This window comes from Actinosynnema sp. CA-299493 (genome assembly GCF_050946825.1).
Taxonomy (GTDB): domain Bacteria; phylum Actinomycetota; class Actinomycetes; order Mycobacteriales; family Pseudonocardiaceae; genus Actinosynnema.
The window spans coordinates 6,885,905-6,902,991 of sequence record NZ_CP191993.1 but is presented as its reverse complement, the minus strand read 5'-3'; the positions used below and the strand labels follow the sequence as shown (position 1 = coordinate 6,902,991).

General features: G+C 73.9%; 13 protein-coding genes and 1 pseudogene. 2 read left to right on the top strand and 12 right to left on the bottom strand.

Going from position 1 to position 17,087, the window contains the following annotated elements; all coding sequences use genetic code 11:
• Positions 1-82: 82 nt before the first annotated feature.
• The 4 genes and pseudogenes from ACQPYE_RS28890 to ACQPYE_RS28875 form a co-directional block, all read right to left on the bottom strand.
• A complete protein-coding gene (locus ACQPYE_RS28890) occupies positions 83-3,904 on the bottom strand; it encodes an nSTAND1 domain-containing NTPase (RefSeq protein WP_498715853.1) in 3,822 nt (1,273 codons plus the stop codon).
• A gap of 64 nt (positions 3,905-3,968) precedes the next feature.
• Entirely contained in the window at positions 3,969-4,787 is an 819-nt protein-coding gene (locus ACQPYE_RS28885) for a lipase family protein (RefSeq protein ID WP_498715851.1), read from the bottom strand.
• 152 nt (positions 4,788-4,939) lie between these two features.
• Positions 4,940-5,406 (bottom strand): annotated as a pseudogene (locus ACQPYE_RS28880) (nuclear transport factor 2 family protein).
• The gene (locus tag ACQPYE_RS28875; RefSeq protein ID WP_498715850.1) at positions 5,403-6,362 is read right to left on the bottom strand and encodes a pyridoxamine 5'-phosphate oxidase family protein; all 960 of its coding nucleotides are present in this window, start codon (positions 6,360-6,362) and stop codon (positions 5,403-5,405) included. Before ACQPYE_RS28875 ends, ACQPYE_RS28880 begins: the two are co-directional and overlap by 4 nt.
• A gap of 138 nt (positions 6,363-6,500) precedes the next feature.
• Between ACQPYE_RS28875 and ACQPYE_RS28870 the strand changes: the two genes are divergently transcribed.
• Positions 6,501-7,118: a CGNR zinc finger domain-containing protein gene (locus ACQPYE_RS28870; RefSeq protein WP_498715848.1), complete on the top strand. Its 618-nt coding sequence runs from the start codon at positions 6,501-6,503 to the stop codon at positions 7,116-7,118.
• An 18-nt stretch (positions 7,119-7,136) separates the two neighbouring features.
• Here the strand turns inward: ACQPYE_RS28870 and ACQPYE_RS28865 are convergent, their stop codons facing one another.
• Complete coding sequence (locus tag ACQPYE_RS28865) at positions 7,137-7,433, bottom strand: HPF/RaiA family ribosome-associated protein (RefSeq protein ID WP_498715847.1); 297 nt, start codon at positions 7,431-7,433, stop codon at positions 7,137-7,139.
• Positions 7,434-7,563: 130 nt separating this feature from the next.
• Here ACQPYE_RS28865 and ACQPYE_RS28860 point away from each other — a divergent pair, with 130 nt between their 5' ends.
• Entirely contained in the window at positions 7,564-7,941 is a 378-nt protein-coding gene (locus ACQPYE_RS28860) for an HNH endonuclease (protein WP_498715845.1), read from the top strand.
• Positions 7,942-7,998: 57 nt separating this feature from the next.
• Here the strand turns inward: ACQPYE_RS28860 and ACQPYE_RS28855 are convergent, their stop codons facing one another.
• The 7 genes from ACQPYE_RS28855 to ACQPYE_RS28825 all read right to left on the bottom strand — a co-directional run bounded on the left by ACQPYE_RS28855 (position 7,999) and on the right by ACQPYE_RS28825 (position 16,958).
• Positions 7,999-9,021, bottom strand: a complete 1,023-nt coding sequence (locus ACQPYE_RS28855) for an SMP-30/gluconolactonase/LRE family protein (RefSeq protein WP_498715844.1) — start codon at positions 9,019-9,021, stop codon at positions 7,999-8,001.
• A 71-nt stretch (positions 9,022-9,092) separates the two neighbouring features.
• The gene (locus tag ACQPYE_RS28850) at positions 9,093-11,150 is read right to left on the bottom strand and encodes a PQQ-dependent sugar dehydrogenase (RefSeq protein WP_498723006.1); all 2,058 of its coding nucleotides are present in this window, start codon (positions 11,148-11,150) and stop codon (positions 9,093-9,095) included.
• Positions 11,151-11,577: 427 nt separating this feature from the next.
• On the bottom strand, positions 11,578-12,384 hold the full coding sequence (locus ACQPYE_RS28845; protein ID WP_498715843.1) for an alpha/beta fold hydrolase: 807 nt from the start codon (positions 12,382-12,384) through the stop codon (positions 11,578-11,580).
• 26 nt (positions 12,385-12,410) lie between these two features.
• Positions 12,411-13,553: an acyl-CoA dehydrogenase family protein gene (locus tag ACQPYE_RS28840; protein ID WP_498715842.1), complete on the bottom strand. Its 1,143-nt coding sequence runs from the start codon at positions 13,551-13,553 to the stop codon at positions 12,411-12,413.
• A 113-nt stretch (positions 13,554-13,666) separates the two neighbouring features.
• On the bottom strand, positions 13,667-14,197 hold the full coding sequence (locus ACQPYE_RS28835; protein ID WP_498715840.1) for a hypothetical protein: 531 nt from the start codon (positions 14,195-14,197) through the stop codon (positions 13,667-13,669).
• Positions 14,194-15,627, bottom strand: coding sequence for a pyridoxal phosphate-dependent decarboxylase family protein (locus ACQPYE_RS28830; protein WP_498715839.1), 1,434 nt, complete (start codon positions 15,625-15,627; stop codon positions 14,194-14,196). Before ACQPYE_RS28830 ends, ACQPYE_RS28835 begins: the two co-directional genes overlap by 4 nt.
• Positions 15,624-16,958, bottom strand: a complete 1,335-nt coding sequence (locus ACQPYE_RS28825) for an ATP-grasp domain-containing protein (protein ID WP_498715838.1) — start codon at positions 16,956-16,958, stop codon at positions 15,624-15,626. The genes ACQPYE_RS28830 and ACQPYE_RS28825 overlap by 4 nt, the downstream gene beginning before the upstream one ends.
• Positions 16,959-17,087: the final 129 nt, after the last annotated feature.

The following is a 17,087-nucleotide window of genomic DNA, read 5'->3' as shown; positions in this document are numbered from 1 at the left end:
CGAACCGGTCGCCCGTGTCCCCCTCGACGTAACCATCACCCATAAGAGCCCCGAAACCCGCGAAAGGATTCACCGCCTCGGGCTACGAGTGGCAGGGCGGTCGCGGGTCGACGCGGTCCGGCAGCATCTCCAGCTCGGCCGGGGTGAAACCCCGGTACTGGAGTCGGCACAGCGCGGCGAACGCGTCCCAGGGGTCCAGCGGCAGCGACCACGGCGCGTCCACGCCGCGCCCCGCGCCCCGGTCGTGGCGCGCCAGGTGGCGCAACACCCCGTCCTTCACGTGGACGCCGCGCCGGACACCGGCGGACAGCTCGACGTCCGCGACCAGCTCGTCACCGCGCCACACCTGGACGCCGTCCGGCGTCTGGACCACCAGGGTGTCGTCCACGAACGCCGGCAGGGCCTCCGCGACCACCGGGAACCTCGTCACCTGCTCCCGGCGCTCCAGGTCCCACACCTGGACGCCCGCGCCCTCGGGTTCGAGCGCGGCGATCCGCTTGCCCGTCCCGTCGAAGACGAAGCCGGCGCGCAGGCCGCTGACCGGCACCGGGAGCTTCCCCAGCGCCCGGCCCGTCGTGGTGTCCCACACCTCCAGACCGCCCCCGCCCTCCACCACGACCTGGCCGACGTGGTCCGGTCCCGGACGGGGGTGGAGCTGCCCGTTGTCGCCGAGCGCGATCGGGACGCCCACCTGCCTGCCCGTGTCCAGCCGCCACCGGGTGATGGTCGCGTCGAACCCGACCGCCACCTCGTACTCCGACACCTGGGCGAACGTCATCGGCCCGGGGTCGGGCGCGCGCCGGTCCGGTGGCCGGATGGTGTGCCGTAACCGCAGGTCGGCGGTGTCGTGCACCTTGACGGTGTCGTCCGAGGAGATCAGCAGCGAGCCGCCGTCCCGGGAGAACCCGACCTGCCCCAGGCGCCTCGACAGGGGCAGTTCGCCCGTGAGCGAGCCGCTCGCGTCGACGAACCGCAGCACCCCGTCCATCGCGATCACCGCGTGCGGCCCGTCGCCGGGGTGGTAGACCACGGCTCCGACCTCGCCGAGGACGCCGACGGGCGGGTCCGGCCGAGGCGCCCGCAGCCGGACCGAGTGGTCGCCGTGCACGACCTCCGCGGTGAACCCGCCGTCCGGGGTCAGCGCGCCCACGACCACGGGCCGCTTCCCGAACGGCCCGCGCACGGTGTAGGTGCGGCCGGACGGCCAGTGCAGGTAGGTGCGCCGGTCCGGCTCGCCGTCGCCGAGCCGGATGAAGCGCCGCGTCGTGTCGCGCGCGTCGTCCATGGTGAGCAAACCCAGCCGGCACCCCGTCCCGCCCACGGGCGCGGCGCGCACCTCGTCGGACGTGGGCGAGTGCAGCCGGATCCCGTCCGGCGCGCACTCCGCGACGGCCTCGCCCTGACCGACGATCACGGTGCCCTTCCCGAAGTCCCGCAGCGTCGTGCCGGCCGGGTCCCGCACCAGCACGCGGCGCACCGCCACGTCGAACTCCACCCCGTTGTCGTGCTCGTCGAACCGCTCGGCGAGGAAGGCGCCGCGGTCCGGCAGGAGCACCGCGTCCCAAGCGCCCCACGACGTCTCGGCGACGACGGCGGCCGACGCGACGTCCCAGGCGACCAGGCGCCGGTGGGCCGTCGCGGTGAGGCTGCCGCCGTCCGCGGCGAAGCGCAGGCGCTCGACACCCCCGTCCGGGCGGTGCGGCAGCGGCACCGGTCCGGTGCGGTCGCGGAGGTTCCACAGCAGCACCTCGGAGCGGTGCGCGGCCAGGGCGAGCAGCCCGCCGTCGGGGCTGATCGCATGGGCACCCACGTCGTCGGTCGGCACCTCCCAGGACCGGTCGTCCCACCAGACGGTGACCTTGCGCCGCTTCTCGTCCCACAGCCCCAGCACGCCGCCGTCCGCGCTCGCGGCCGGGTGGCCGCCCGCGCGCTTCAGGACGCGGTCGGCCGACCACCACGCCTGGCGCTGGGCGAGGACGGCGCGGTGCGCGTTGCGCGCCGCCGGGTGCTCGCGCCACGCCGCCAGGGCGAGTTGGAGCGCCGTGGGCACCTGGGAGTCGCGCAACCGCAGGGACTCCTCGCCCAGCAGGCTCGCGTCGGACAACCGCACCCGTTCGTCCAACTCGTGGCGCTGCGCCTCCGACCGCACCAGGAACACGCCCGCGAGCAGGGCGATGACCGCCAGGACCGCGGTGAGCGACCGCCCCGTCCACGTCTCGCGCCGAGAGCGGACCCGGCTGCGCTCGATGTAGTCCCGTTCGGCATCGGAGAGGGCGCGCTTGCCCCGCCACGACAGGGCGCGGTCCAGGGCCAGGCCGCCGAGCAGGCTCCTGCGGTCGCGCGCGGCGTCCTCCCACTGGGTCAGCCGCTGGTCGAGGTCGGCGCGCCAGGCCAGGAACTCGCGGTCGGCCTCCAGCCAGCCGCGGAGCCGGTCCCAGCGGTCGACCAGCGCCTGGTGGGCCAGCTCGACGACACCGTCGCCGATCACCACCAACCTGGTGGCGGCCAACCTCTCCAGGATCTTCGGGTCGCCCACCTCGGACACCTTGATCCTGGTCTTCACGAACCCGCCCGCGCCGTCCGGGCGGGCCAACCGGGTGAGGATCTGCTTCGCGCCGGTCGTCGGCAGCCACAGCGCGCGGTCCGCGTACCGGGTCAGGGCTCCGGAGACGCCGCCGATCGCGTCGTAGGAGCCGTGGGTGAGCCACCCGCCCCGACGCCGCTCCCACAGCTCGGTCAGGGCGAACTCGACCAGCGGCAGCCGCCCCGGCTCGCGCCCGGCGTCGGCGACGATCCGCTCGACCAGGCCGTCCTCGAACCGCGTCCCGCCGACCGCGTCGACGGGACGGGTGACGGCGGCGCGCAGGCCCTCGACGTCCAGCGGTCCGACGAGCATGACCGCGTGCTCCAGCGCCCGCGCCGACCCGGCGGTGAGCAGGCCGTCCAGGGAGTCGGACCGCGCGGTGAGCACCGCCCGCCTGCCCGGCTCCGCCAGCACCCCGGTGAGCCGGCGCAGCAGGTCGCGGGCGAGCCCCGGGTCCTCGTCGACGAGTTCCTCGAACTGGTCCACGAACAGCAGCGAGCGCCCGTCCGGCAGGTCGCCCGGCAGGCGCTTGCAGACCTCGACGTGCACGCCGTCGGCGCGCAGGCCCGGCAGCAGCCCGGCCCGGACCAGGGAGGACTTGCCGCTGCCGGACGGGCCCACGACCAGCACCAGGTCCTTCTCGGCCACGTGCGCGCGCAGGCGGGCGGTGTCGGCGTCACGGCCGTGGAAGAACGGCGCGTCGACCTCGTCGAACGCCGACAGGCCCCGGAACGGCGCGGGCAGGTGGTCGTCCCACTCGCCGAGCGCGCCACCGGGCACGACGAACGCCGTGCCGTCCCCGGCGCGGGCGACCAGCATGCCGACCACGCCGGCCGCGTCCTCGTCCCAGACGGGAGCGCCGCTGAAGCCCGCGCGCACGGGTCCGTCCACCTCGACCTGGAGCCACCCGGTGCCCTGGCGCGCGCGCAGGACGCCGGACAGCCACCGCCCGTCCTCGAACCCGCGGGGGAACCCGCACACCCGCACGCGGTGGCCCCAGACGTCCGCCGACCGGGGCGCCATCGGGACGGGCCGCGCACCCGGCGGCGGGTGCAGGCCGAGCACCGCGACGTCGCCCGTCCCGTCGGGCCTGACCGGCTGCCAACCGACCACCGACGCGACCACCGGGCCGGTGCCGGTCAGCAGCGGGAAGTCGACCAGCACGTCCCCCGCGGGCGGCGCCTCGGCGGTCGCGTCCTCGGCGACGACGTGGGCGCACGTGACGACCAAGGTGGGCGCGACGAGGAACCCCGCCCCCACGACGCCTCCGCTGTTGTGCACCCTGACCAGCGCGAAGCCGATCTGATCACCTAAGGTCACGGGCCGTCACTGTAAGGCACGGCCGCGGGCGGCGCCGGGACCGGCGGGCACGCGTGCGGAGGTCTCAGGGGAGGTTCTTCTCCAGGGCGGCCACGTACGCCTTCATGAGGTGGTCGCGCATCCCGTCGGCGGCCGGGGCGAAGGGGTCGGCGGTCATCCCCTTGCCGCGGTCGAGCAGGTTGGACACCACGGGCATGGACTCGCGGACCTTGCCGGCGGAGTCGATGTAGCGCAGTGCGGCGACGTGGCGGAACACCGGCTCGGGTGGGACCTGCGCGACGACGTCGTTGTTGTTGACCACCCGGAACGTCCGTCCGGCCAGCGCCCGGTCGTAGGCGTCGGCCAAGGCCTTGTTGCACGTTCGCGGCTGCCCGAAGGTGTAGACGCCCTGCGCGGACAGCGCGGGCTCCTCGAAGTGCAGCCACGCGGCGGCCAGCATCGCCAGGCCGCCGCCGAGGCTGTGCCCGGTGAACCACACCGTCTGCTCGTCGTCGCGCAGCTCCTCGACGGCCGCGAGCACGGACGGGAACACGGCCCGCAACGCCTCGGCGAACCCGTAGTGGACCAGGCCGGTGTTCGCCGGTCCGGGCCACGGCGGGGTGGTCGTGTCGGACAGCCAGTCCCGCAACTGGACCGGTTCGGTGCCGCGGAAGGCGGTGACGATCATCGTCGGGCTCGCCATCGTGTACGCCTGGGTGTCGCTGATCGCGAACGGCGGCTCGAACGTCGAGTGGTGGTGCCGCACCCGGTCGAAGCCCCACTCCGCGGCGGTGGCCTCGATCCCGTCCCGGTCCTCATAGGCCAGTTCGGCGGCCTTCGCCATGCAGTACGCCTGGCGGGGGTCGTACCCGGTGGCCTGGTGGTTCATCGTCGGTGCAGACATCGCCCATCCTCACGGAGACAACACGTCCACGGCGGCCACGCGCTCTGCCGCACCACTCGTGCCTACCTCCGCCGCGAACCACCGCGCCACCGGGCGAAGCGCCGTTCACCCCACCGTGCCGCCCTGTCACCCACCCATGTGGACGGTGCGGCTCAGGCGAGCGGGATGTCGTGGCCGGGGCCCCGCTCGTCCTCGGGGCGCGGGCCGGAGTAGCGGCGGTCGGCTTCGTCGATGCGCAGGTCGTTGATGCTCGCCTCGCGGCGGCGCATCAGGCCGTTGTCGGCGAACTCCCACAGCTCGTTGCCGTAGGAGCGGAACCACCGGCCTCCACGTCGTGCCACTCGTACTGGAAGCGGACGGCGACGCGGTTCTCCCGGAAGCCCCACAAGCTCTTGCGCAGGACGTAGTCGAGCTCGCGCTCCCACTTGGCGGTCAGGAACCCCACGATCCCGTCGCGACCGGTGACGAAGACGTCGCGGTTGCGCCAGGCGGAGTCCTCCGTGTACGCGAGGGCGACGCGGTGCGGGTCGCGGGTGTTCCAGGCGTCTTCGGCGGCCTGGACCTTGGCCAGGGCGGCGTCGAGGTCGAAGGGCGGGAACGGCGGACGTGCGTCGGTCACGGGGCTGTCCTCCACGGTGCGGTGAGCGGCGGGTTGTCGGGCGCGGGGGCCACGGAGTCGGCCCGCAGCGGCAGCAGGTGGCCGGCGCGCACCTGCCGGGGGGTGAAGTGGACCCGGCGGCCGGTGCGGTCGTCGTCGCCGGGGACGCCCGGGCGGGTCCACTCCACCTCGGCCCGGCCGGACAGGTGCAGGGTGCGGCCGGTGGCGAAGTCGAAGAACAGCAGGGCGGCGTCGGGGTCGGACCGGAGGTTGCCCAGGGTGGTGAACATGTTGTTGCCCGAGTAGTCGGGGAACCACAGCCGCCCGTCCTCGACGCGGACGAACCCGGGCGCGCCGCCGCGGTGCGAGGCGTCGTTGCCGCGGTCGGGGTGGGTGGTGCCGAGCAGGAAGGTGTCGGACCGGCGGATCAGGTCGACGTCGTCCGGCGTGAGGTCCGTCCCGCGTCGGACCGGCGTGGCCCCCCGGGACGCGACGGGTGCGCCGCGCAGGTGCCGGGCCTGGATGTACTGGGGGCAGTTGCCGAACGCCTGCTCCACCTCGACGCGCAGCCCGTCGTCCCCGGCGGCGGACAGGTCGCCGTTGACGCGCAGGCGTCGGCGGGCGGCGAACTCGACCGCGATCAGCCCCACCGGCTGGTCCGCCGGCAGGTCGCGCAGCGGGTCGCCCTCGGCGGGTCGCGTCCGCACGGCGAGGGTGGTCGGGGAGTCGGCGTGCAGGAATCCCGGCGGGCCGGTGAGCGGGGAGAGCCACAGCGCGCCGGCGGCGTCGCGCGCGGTGATCGCGGCGAAGGACCGTTGCGCCAGGAACCGTGCCGCGCCGAGGCCCAGCCGGCCGGGGGCCGCCATGCCCGAGAGCCGCGCGGCGTCCGCGGAAACGCCCGCCAGGCGTTGCACGGCCAGCTCGCCCTCGTGGAAACCCGTGGTGCCGGTGCGTGCGGCGTGGGTGGGACCGGTCATCCGACGGCGCTCCTCCGGTAACCGATTCTGACGCTTGGGTGCGTCAGTAACCATTAGAATGACCATGGCACGCTTCCGCACCCGTTGTCAACGGACAGAGACGTGGGTAACCGTTAGAAGTGCGCTAGCCTCCACGGCATGGACACGGACGCGCCGCTGCTGGGCGAGCCGCTCCCGGTGGAGTTGATGAACACCATCTGGGCCGACCGGGACGGCGTGCACGACTCGCTGCGCGATCGCGACGGCATCAAGGGCTGGCTGCGCGCCGTCTCGGCCAGGACGGACCTGGTGGCCCCCGGCGACCTCGACGTGCTCACCGCGGCCGACCTCGACCGCCTCGGCCACCGGCTGATCGGCCTGCGCGACGCGCTGCGCCGGCTGGCCGCCGAGGTCACCGGGGACCCGCGCCCGGCGGCCGTCGCCGACCGCGGCCTCGAAGCGGCCGTGACCGCGCTCAACCGGGCCGCCGGTGACACGCCCCGGTGGTCGGCGCTGTCCTGGACGCCCGGTCGGGCACCCTCGCGGCACACGCGCACCGGCGGGACGGCCGCCTCCGCCGCCGTCTCCGCCATCGCCGAGGACGCCGTCGCGCTCTTCGGCGAGGACACCCGCCACGAGTTGCGCGCCTGCCTCGCGCCGTCCTGCGTCCTGTACTTCCTCAAGGACCACCCCCGTCGGGAGTGGTGCTCGGCGGGCTGCGGCAACCGCGCCCGCTCCGCCCGCCACTACCAGCGCCACCGCGGCGCGACGGCCTGACCGCCGCGCCGCGACGGGTCAGCGGCCCATGTCGGCGAGCTGGTGCCGCAGCTTGTCGTGCAGCAGGTCCACGGCCTCCTGGTAGGTCGCCGCGGTCGCGTCGGCGTTGACCGGCGTGCCGTTGACGTCCAGCGACGCGTGCGCCACGAGCAGTCGGGGTCCGTCGGTGCTCAGCCGCACCTTGGCGTAGCCGATGTCGGCGGGGGAGTACTTGGCGATGGCGGAGACCTTGAGGCGGGCGTACTCCCCGGCCTCGCCGGGGACCCCGCGGGCCAGGTCGACCCGGATGTCGGCGATCTCGTGCACGTGGCTCATGCCTCCACCCTCCTCCCTCCCGGGCCGGTCGACGAACCCCGGACGTGAATTTATGTCACGCTCTATAACTTCAGTGTAGACTGAACCGGGTCGTGGTCCGGCACGGGACCGGTGGGCGTAAGGTCCGCGCATGGCCATCGGTGGCAGCAGGAAGGTGCGTGCCGCGCGCAAGCGGAAGCGCCGGATGGAGCGCGTGGAGAACGACCTCTCCGCGGCGGAGTGGACCGCGCTCCAGGCGGCTTGGGGCGGCTGCGCCTACTGCGGGGCCGCCGGCGTGCCCCTCCAGAAGGACTGCGTGCAGGCGCTGTCGCGCGGAGGGCGCTACACGCTCGACAACATCGTGCCCGCCTGCGGGTCGTGCAACGCGAGCAAGTGCAACACCGAGGTCACCGGTTGGCTGCGGCGCAAGCGACTGGACGAGCGGGCATTCCTGCTCCGCCACGTGGAAGTCAACGCCGAGCTGGCGGCGCGCTTCCGGAGCCAGGCCGCCCCGGTGGGCCCCGCTTAGCGGCTGCTGCCGCCGGCGCCGGGCACGACGCCGGCGGCAGGGCCGCGGGGATTTCGCTCAGTACGGGTTGCCCGGCACGTTGAGGCGGGTCTGGTAGAGACCGAACCCGCCGCCGTAGGTGCCGGAGGTGATGTACAGGGTCCGCCCGTCCGGCCCGCCGAACGCGGCGTTGGTGGTGTTGCGACCGGCGGAGATGGTGCCCAGCCGTGCGCCCGACGGGGAGAAGACGTGCACGAGCCCTTCGTCGTAGGAGGCCCAGTACACGTTGCCCGCGCAGTCGATCGTCGCGCCGTCGGGCGTCCGCATGGTCGCGAACGTCGTGCGGTTGGCGGTCGTGCCGTCGGGGAGGACGGTGTACTTCACGATCGCGTTGCTGCTGGTGGCCCCGACGTAGAGCGTCCTGCCGTCCGGCGACAGGACGATGCCGTTGGGCTGCCGCAGGGAGTCGTCGACGAGCCCGACCACGCCGTCGCGCACGCGGAAGACACCGGTTCGACCGCCTTGCTCGTCGGCGCGGTTGCCGCGCTGGAAGTTCGGGTCGGTGAAGTAGGTGGTGCCGTCCTGGCCGATGGTCACGTCGTTGGGCGAGTTGAACGCGCGGCCGAGGTAGTCGGCCGCGACGGTGGTGCGGCTGCGGTCGGTCAGGCTGTAGGAGGAGAGACCGCGGTTGTCGTGGGTGGCGGCGAGCAGGCGCGTGCCGTCGGGCGTGACCGCGAGGCCGTTGCTGCCGGAGTCGGCGATGAACGTCTCGAAGGTGGCCGGTGGCGTGTGCCGGAGCACGGACGACGGCTGCACGCCCTGCGGACCACTGGCGTTCTGCATGTGCGACAGCAGCAAGGTGCCCGTCCGCTGGTCCCACGTCGGGCCTTCGAGGAAGTTGAACCCTCCCCGGACGAGCTGGGCCGACACCGACTGCGCCGGTAACGGCGGGCCGTAGGTCGCTCCGGGTGTGCACGGTGCGGCTGTCGCCACGGCGGCGGAAGCGCCGGTCGTGCCCGGCGCCACGGCGCCGGCGATGGCGATCACCACCGCCGTGAGCGTCCGCGTGCGGCGGTGTCGGGTTGTCCTGCGGTGAGTCATGGCGACTCCCTTCGTGGTCGGGGAAGGCGTGCCGCCGGGCCGGGACGACCGCCCCGGCCCGGCGACGCCATTCACCGTCCGAGTTGGACTTTCAGGATGCTTTCGTTGCTGTTGTTCACGATGCTGTCCTTGTCGCCGCGGGTGCTGGTGGTCAGCCAGAGGCCGCCGTCGGCGGACGGTTCCACGGTGCGCAGCCGCCCGTGGACGCCGGTGAGGTGCTGCTCGACGTTGGTCAGGCCGTCGCCGGAGATCTCGGCCCGGTACAGCCGCGCGCCGCGCAGGCAGGCGATGTAGAGGGCGTCGCGGACCACGGCGATGCCGCTGCACGAGGCGTCGGCGACGGGGTAGGTGCGCTTCGGCGCGACGAAGCCGGGTTCGTCGCAGCTGCCGGTGGTGCCCTCGCAGCGGGGCCAGCCGTAGTTGCCGCCGCGGACGATCAGGTTGGTCTCGTCCATGACGGAGTTGCCGAACTCCTGCTCCCACAACCGGCCCTGGGAGTCGAAGGCCAGGCCCTGCGGGTTGCGGTGGCCGTAGCTCCACACCGGCGTGCCGAAGGGGTTGTCCGAGGGGACGGCGCCGTCGCGGTCGATGCGCAGGACCTTGCCGGCGAGGTTGGCGCGGTCCTGGGCCCACTCGCCGTTCTGGCCGTCGCCGGTGGCGATGTAGAGCTTGCCGTCGGGACCGAAGCGCAGCCGGCCGCCGTTGTGGTACTTATTGCGCGGGATGCCGGTGAGCAGCACCTGCGGGCTGCCGGTGAGCGCGCCGCCGGTGTAGCGGATGCGCACCACGCGGTTGTCGGTGGAGCTGGTGTGCATGACGTACAACCAGGGGTCGGCCGTGAAGTCGGCGGCCACGGCGATGCCCAGCACGCCTCCCTCGCCGTCGGTCCCGGCCGCGCCCGGCACGCGCCCGACGACGGTCTTCACGCCGGTGGCGGGGTCGAGGCGGACGATCTCGAAGGCGTCGCGGCGACCGTAGAGCACCTGCCCGTCGGGCAGGGTGGTCAGGCCCCAGGGCAGGTCGGTCTCGGTGGTGACCCTGGTGACCGAGCACAGCGACGTGGCGCACGAGCTGCCCGTGGTGACCGCGACGCCCGCGCTCGGGGCCGAGCGGTTGGCCTGCGCGTCGCGGGCCCGCACCTGGTAGGTGTAGCGGGTGTTCGTGGCCAGGCCGCTGTCGGTGAAGGAGGTCGTGGCCGCGCCGCTGGTCGAGCCGACCTGGACGCCGTCGCGGAGCACCTCGTAGCCGGTGACCCCGATGTTGTCGGTGGCCGGCGTCCAGCGCACCGTGACCGTGGTGCCCGACGCGGTGGCGGTCACGTCGGCGGGGGTGGTGGGCGGCTCGGTGTCGGCCTGGCACTGCGGCACGGTGATGGTGACGGTGGAGCTGGCCTGGGAGACGTTGCCCGCGGCGTCGCGGGCGTTGACGTACAGGCCCCAGGTGGCGCCCGGCGCGACGGTCAGGTCGGCGGACCGCGCCGTGCCCGGCACCGAGGTCATGAGCTGCCCGTCGTGGTAGATGTCGTAGAACACCACCGCGACGTCGTCCGTGGACGCCGACCAGGAGAACGTCACCCCGGTGCACGTCAGGTTCGAGGTGCGGGGGTAGGCCGGTGTGGTCGGTGGCGTGGTGTCGGCGCCGAGCCGGACCAGGTGCCACTGCTGGGCGGCGCTGTCGGCGTCGGGCAGCTGGACGAGCTGGGCGCCGTCGGCGGTGGAGGAGTTCAGCACGCTCACGGCCTTGCCACTGGCCCGGTTGAGCAGCCGCACGCGCCCGTCGGCGGAGTCGGCCAACCGGAACTGCTGGCTCGTGCGGCCGGCGTCGGTGGTCTGCACCAGCCCGGCGCGGTCGGCGGTGGACTGGAAGGTCAGGACTTTGTTGCTGTGCTTGGACTTGACGCGGTAGTAGCCGTTGCCGGAGGCGACGAACTGCCACTGCTGCCAGGCGCCGTCGTCGCGGGTGCGCTGGGAGATCCGGGCGCCGTCGGCGGTGGCGCGTCCGTACACGTCCAGTGCCTTGCCGCTGGTGCGGTTGACCAGCACGTACGAGGCGGTGGTGTCCACCGTCGCGGCCGACGCGCCGGGTGCCGGGAGGGCGGCACCGAGGACCGACAGCACCACCACCGACACCGCTCGGAGTCGTGAGCGGTGGACCGGGTCCTTCCTCGTCGCCAGGGGGTCTCGCATGGTGTTCCTCTCGCGGGATGCAAGGCGAATCGCCTTGTTATCGCTAACAAGATGTGCGGCGGAACAATGCCGAGTCGATGGCGGTCGACCTGCACCGGAGTGTTCGAGCGGAGGTGTGCTCAGCTGAGCTGATCGGCGGTCGCGGAGGGGACCGAGCCGGGTCTGTGGTGGATCGGGAGCGACTTGGCTGACTTCTGCGCACGTGGAGCCATGCTTCGCCTCCTTGCGAGCAGGGTGCGTCGTGGTCGTCGCGTGCCGGGGCAGCCCGATTGGGAGCGCTCCCAGAATCACCGTAGCGCAACCGGTTCGTCGCCGACAAGGGCGGCGGCGCGTCAACTGGCCCGCGTTAGCGTTAACAGCGAACGGCGCGTCAGCCGCTCAGGAAGTCGACGACGGCGGCTCGGAAGGCGGGACTGCCGACCGCCGTGCCGTGGTCGCCCGCCACCACGTGGAGCCGGGCGCCGGTGATGGCCTCGGCGAGGACGTGGGGGCGTCGGGCGAGCGGGTCGTCGTCGCCGGTGACCACCAGGGTCCGGGCGGTGATCGCGGCGAGGTCGACGCCGTCCCGGTGCGCGGACCGTGCCTGCGCGGCCAGGGAGGGCAGGTCGGCCCCCACCGCTTCGGCGAACGCGCGCATGGCGGCGATCCCGGGCGGCAGGGGGCCCGGGTCGTCGGCGAGGAGCGCGTCGGCGAGCACGTCGTCGGGCAGCGCGCGCGTGTCGACGCCGCCCACCTCCACGACCCCCGCGCCGACACCGCCGACGACCAGGTTGCGCACGGCGGGTTCCTCGGCGGCGGTGAGCAGGGCGATGATCGCGCCCATCGAGTAGCCGACGAGGTCGACGGTGGGTACGCCCAGGGTCGCGATGACCGCGCGCAGGTCACGCGCCATGCGGGGCTCGCCGTAGCGCGCGGGGTCGGGCGACTTCTGCGAGAGGCCGTGACCGCGTGCGTCGACGCCCACGACGCCGCGACCGGCCGCGGTGAGGGCCGCGACCGTGCCGTGACCGGCCCACTCGACCAGGGTGTCGGCGATGAAGCCGTGCTGCAGCACCACCGGCACGGGGTGCGGTTCGACGTCGGCGTCCGGCGCCCAGCGGTGGTAGGTGATCGCGGTGCCGTCGTCGACCACGAGAGTGGAAGTCCGCGGTGCGACGCCGGTGGGTGGATCGGCCATGGACTGCCTCCGCGTGGAGTGCCCGCTCAGGGCTGGTCCTCCGGTTCGAGCATGGTGGTGGCGCCGATGTGGTTCAGGCAGAACTCCACGGAGTGGGCCATCAGCCACCCCGTCTGCGCGTCGCGGAAGATCCGCTGGATCGGCGAGGTGGCGACGAAGCCGGAGCCGCCGCCGACTTGGAGGCACAGTTGCGCGATGTCGCGGGCGACGCGGTTGGCGGTGGGTTTCGCGCGCAGCGCGGAGGGCAGGAAGTGGGGGGAGTCCTGGTCGGCCAGCCAGGCGCTGTTGTGGGCGACCAGGGCGGCGGCGTCGAGTCGGAGCACGGCGTCGGCGACGTCGAACCGGAGGTGCTGCTCGGCGGCCAGGGGTTGGCCGGTGGAGGGCAGGGTCCGGGTGCGCGCGTAGCGGACGAGGGTGTCCAGGGCGGTGTCGGCGATGCCGAGCGAGAGCCAGGCCAGGCCCGCGGCGATGTGGTTGGGCTTGGGCACGGGTGAGGGCGGGCACCGCCGGTCGGCGCGGAGCACGGTGCCGTTGAGCCCGACCAGGTGGCTGCGGGTGGCGCGCAGGCCCAGGGTGTCCTGGGGCTCGAAGGTCACGGTGTGGTCGGGTTCGAGCCCGAACAGGGTGGGCTGGCCGTCCACGAGCGCGTTGACGAGGAAGTGGTCGGCGATCTCGCAGCCGGACACGAACCGCTTCGCGCCGGTGAGCCGGTACCCGCCGGCGACGGGCTCGGCGACCTGCTGGGGTGAGAGGAACTGGTTGCCGCCCGAGGGCTCGGACAGGGCGTTGGCGAAGCGGCGTCCCGCGATGAGCTCGTCGGCGTAGTACCGGGCGAGGTCGGGGGTGGAGTGGCGCACGAGGCCCTCGGCGGCGCCGATGTGCATGAGCCACAGGCAGGCGGTGGACGGGTCGGCGGCAGCGAGGACCCGCAGGACGACGCCGACGGTGCGGTAGCTCAGCGACTGCCCGCCCGACTCCCTCGGCAGGGTGGCCTGGTCGAGGCCGCTGGCGTGCAGCGCCCGCAGGTTCTCGACCGGCAGGTGCGCGGTCCGGTCGAACTCGTCGGTGGTGGCGGCGAAACCGGTGGCCAGTTCGGTGGCGACGCGGACCCACGACCGCTCGTCCGGGGGTGGGCCGAGCGGGTGGTCGTCGGACATCGGCATGGTCATGGTTCCAGGTCCTCCCGCGTGGGCTCGCGCCTCGTCCGCACACTGTGGCGTGCCGGCCGGCGGTGATCAAGGGATCCGGCTCCGTCATCCGGTGGCCGGTGGCCGTGCGGAGGTCAGCCGACGACCAGGGTGGACGGTCCGGTGATCAGTTCCACGCCGGTGTCGCCGAGGCAGCGCAGCGGGTCGAGCGTGACCTGCGCGCCGGGAGAGGCGATCCGGCTGCCCGCGAACTTGCCGGACTCGACGACGCCGATGACGACGACGACCGCTTCGCCGCCGGGTTGCACGATGAGGGCGGCGGTGTAGGCGAGCCTGCTCCGCTCGCCGGTGTTCCAGGTGATGACCTCCGTGGTGCTCCCGTCGGAGGTCAGGCACCCCAACGTCCCCGATCCGGTGACGACCGAGGTCCCGGAGGTGATGGTGGGGTCGGTGGAGGCGCAGGTGTAGGCGCCGCTGCCGGAGATCCCGACCTGGCGCGGCAGCAGCCGCAGGCCGGGGTCGAAGTGGACGGTGTTGGTCCCGACGCAGGTCGTCAGCGCTCCGACCGCGCCGGGAACCGGCTGCGCCCGGGCTCCGGACGCCGTGATCACCGAGAGCAGTAGGACGAGCAGTGCCGTGGTCGTCGTCCTGCGCGTGTGCGTCATTCTTCCTCCGGAAGGGCCGATGGCCCGTTGTGCCGTTCCGACTCGGTGACGGCGAGTCGTCCGATCTGGTCGAGCAGCGTGTCGAGGTCCTGCTCGGTGGTGCGGGGGTTGGTGGTGCAGGCGCGGAAGCAGGGCCGGCCGGCGATCCGGGTGGGCAGCAGCAGGGAGCCGGGGGTCAGGTCGAGGAGCCGGTCGCTGATCCGCCGGTGGACCCGTGCGTCGTGCCCGGCGGCGCGGTGGGTGAAGCACACCACCGCCAGCCGGGGTCCGGTGAGCAGTTCGAAGTCCGGCCGACCGCGCACCTCGGCGGCCAGGTGGGAGGCGAGGGCCAGCCCGCGGTCGACGGCGTCGCGCACCGCGTCCAGGCCGTGCACCTTGATGCTGAACCACAACCTGAACGCCCGGAAGGGACGGGTGTACTCGATGCCGTTGGCGCCCAGGTCCCGGGACTGCCCGGGGTCGTGCATCGCCGCGAGGTAGTCGGAGCCCAGGTGGAAGGTCCTCGCCGACGCGCCGGGATCGCGCAGCAGCAGGCAGCCCAGGCCGAAGGGCTGGAACATCCACTTGTGCGGGTCGACGGTGATCGAGTCCGCTTCGGACAGTCCGGCCAGCCACGGGTTCTCCGCCGATCCGAAGGCCGCGGCGGCGCCGAACGCGCCGTCGACGTGGAACCAGAGCCCCTCGTCCCGGCAGACCCGCGCCAGTTCGGCCAAGGGGTCGACGGTGCCGGTGTTGGTGGTGCCCGCGGTGGCGATCACCATCAGCGGTCGGCGTCCGGCGGCGCGGTCGGCGGTCACCGCGGCGCGCACGGCGTCGGGCACGAGGCGGTCGTCCTCGCCGGGCAGCACCCTGGTCTGGTCGGGTGCGAAGCCCAGCACGCGCAGGGCACGGCCGACGCTCGGGTGGGCCTGGTCGCCGTGGTAGACGACCGGGGCGCGGTCGTGGGGCGGCGGGCCGAGCCGGTCGCGGGCCACCGCGATGGCGGTCAGGTTGGCGACGGAGCCGCCGGAGGTGAACACGCCCCCGCTGCCGGGTGGCAGGCCCAACGCCGTGGCCAGCCACCCGGCGGTGACCAGTTCCACCTGGGTGGGACCGGCGGCCAGCGACCAGTTGACCGTGGTGAGGTTCAGCCCCGTCGCCACCGCGTCGGCGAGGGCGGCCACCGGGTCCGCCGGGCCGGGGACGCCGGCGAAGCTGCGCGGGTGGTCGGCCTTGAGCAGGTGGGGCAGGATCCCGTCGGCGACCAGGGGCAGCACCACGTCGGCGGGTGTCGGGCCGCGCGGCGCCGGTTCGTCGAGCCACGCCAGGTCTTCCGGTCGGGCCCGGCGGCCCGGTGACGACGTCGTCAACCCGAGGTGGTGGTCCACCACCAGGTCGGCCACCGCGTGGGCGAGCCGGCGCAGCTCGCCGGCGTCGACCCGGCCGATCACCGGTCACGTCCCGCGAACGGGTGATGTGTGGCGGGGCGCAGCACTTCGAGCCACGCCCGGGCGTCGGGGGTGAGGCGGGGTGGGTGCTCGACGGTGGCCACCCGGTGCCCGAACTGCACGAGCACCGCCTCGTCACCCGGTTCGACCGGGTCTCCCTCGGCGGCGTGCGCCCACACCAGCGCCGCGTCGGGGCCCAACCGCGACAACGCGCGGTCGGCCACGCGGCGGGCGGTCCCGGGTGCCACCATCCGGTAGCACCCGCTCTCCGGCAGGTCCCGGGCCCGACCGGCGTCGGTGAAGTGCACCACGAGCTGGCTGAACGGTGGAGCGGGCGAGTCGCGGCCGGCCGCGGCGAGCACCGGGGCGAGCGGCACGAGGTCCGCCAGGACGTGCACGCCCAGCAACGGCAGCAGCCCTCGCCCCACCTCGGCCGCGTGCACCAGCGACACGACGGTCTGGAACCGGGGGTTGATCTCGACGGCCCACACGCGGCCCTCCCGGTCGAGCACCGCGTCGATGCCGAACACACCCCGGAACCCGCGTGCGCGCAAACGTTCGCCCACCGCGTGGCACGCCGCCAGCGCCTCTCCCGGCACGTCGCCGTCACCGAGCAGTTGGTTGCCGCAGTGGGTGCCCCAGCCGGCCCCGAGCTCGGCGAGCCCGACCAGCTGGTGCGAGACCCCCGACACCACCGTCACGTCGCGGCCGACGCACCCGGACACCGTGATCGGCAACCCCGGCACGTGGCGCGAGACCTTCAGCGGTTCACCCGACCAGGCGGCCGACGCCTCGGCCAACTCCCCGTCCGCGCACAGCCTGGTGCCGCGGCCGATGAGGTTGTTGGCGGGCCGTTGCAGGACCACCGGACCGTCCCGCAGCCAGTCGGACACCTCGTCGGGAACGGTCGTCGCGCCGGCCGGGAGCACCACCGACGGCGGAGTGCGCACGCCGGCGTCGCGGAAGATCGACACGGCGTTGACCTTGTCCGCGGCCCAGTCGGCCACCGCCCGGGGCGGCGCGAGCAACCGCGCGGACGGGTCGTGCTCCCACGGACGCGCGGCGCCGTCGTCCTCCGGGGCGAACGTGACCGACACCCGCCGTCCCGCACCACCGCGGACATCGTGCCCGGCGACGGGGCCGGCGCCGTGGCGGGGTCGCGGGCGGTGCGTCAGCCCCGGGATCGCCGGCCCGCACGCGGCGGTGACGAACGCGGACCGGTCGTACCACACGATCTCGTCGACCGCCGCCGCCAACGCGGCCGAGCCCGGTCCCGCCGCGACGCCGGACGGCATCACGCGGACGGCGCCGTCCACTCGTCCGTGTTCATTCATCCGGGCAACGTAGGACCTGTCCGCTTCGAGGAGCGGGAAACGGTGCCGTGGTTCATCCTTCCGGGTCGAAGGTCGACCGTTCCCGCAACCACACCGGCGGTAATTCGTTCAGGTGGACCTGCTGGCGCG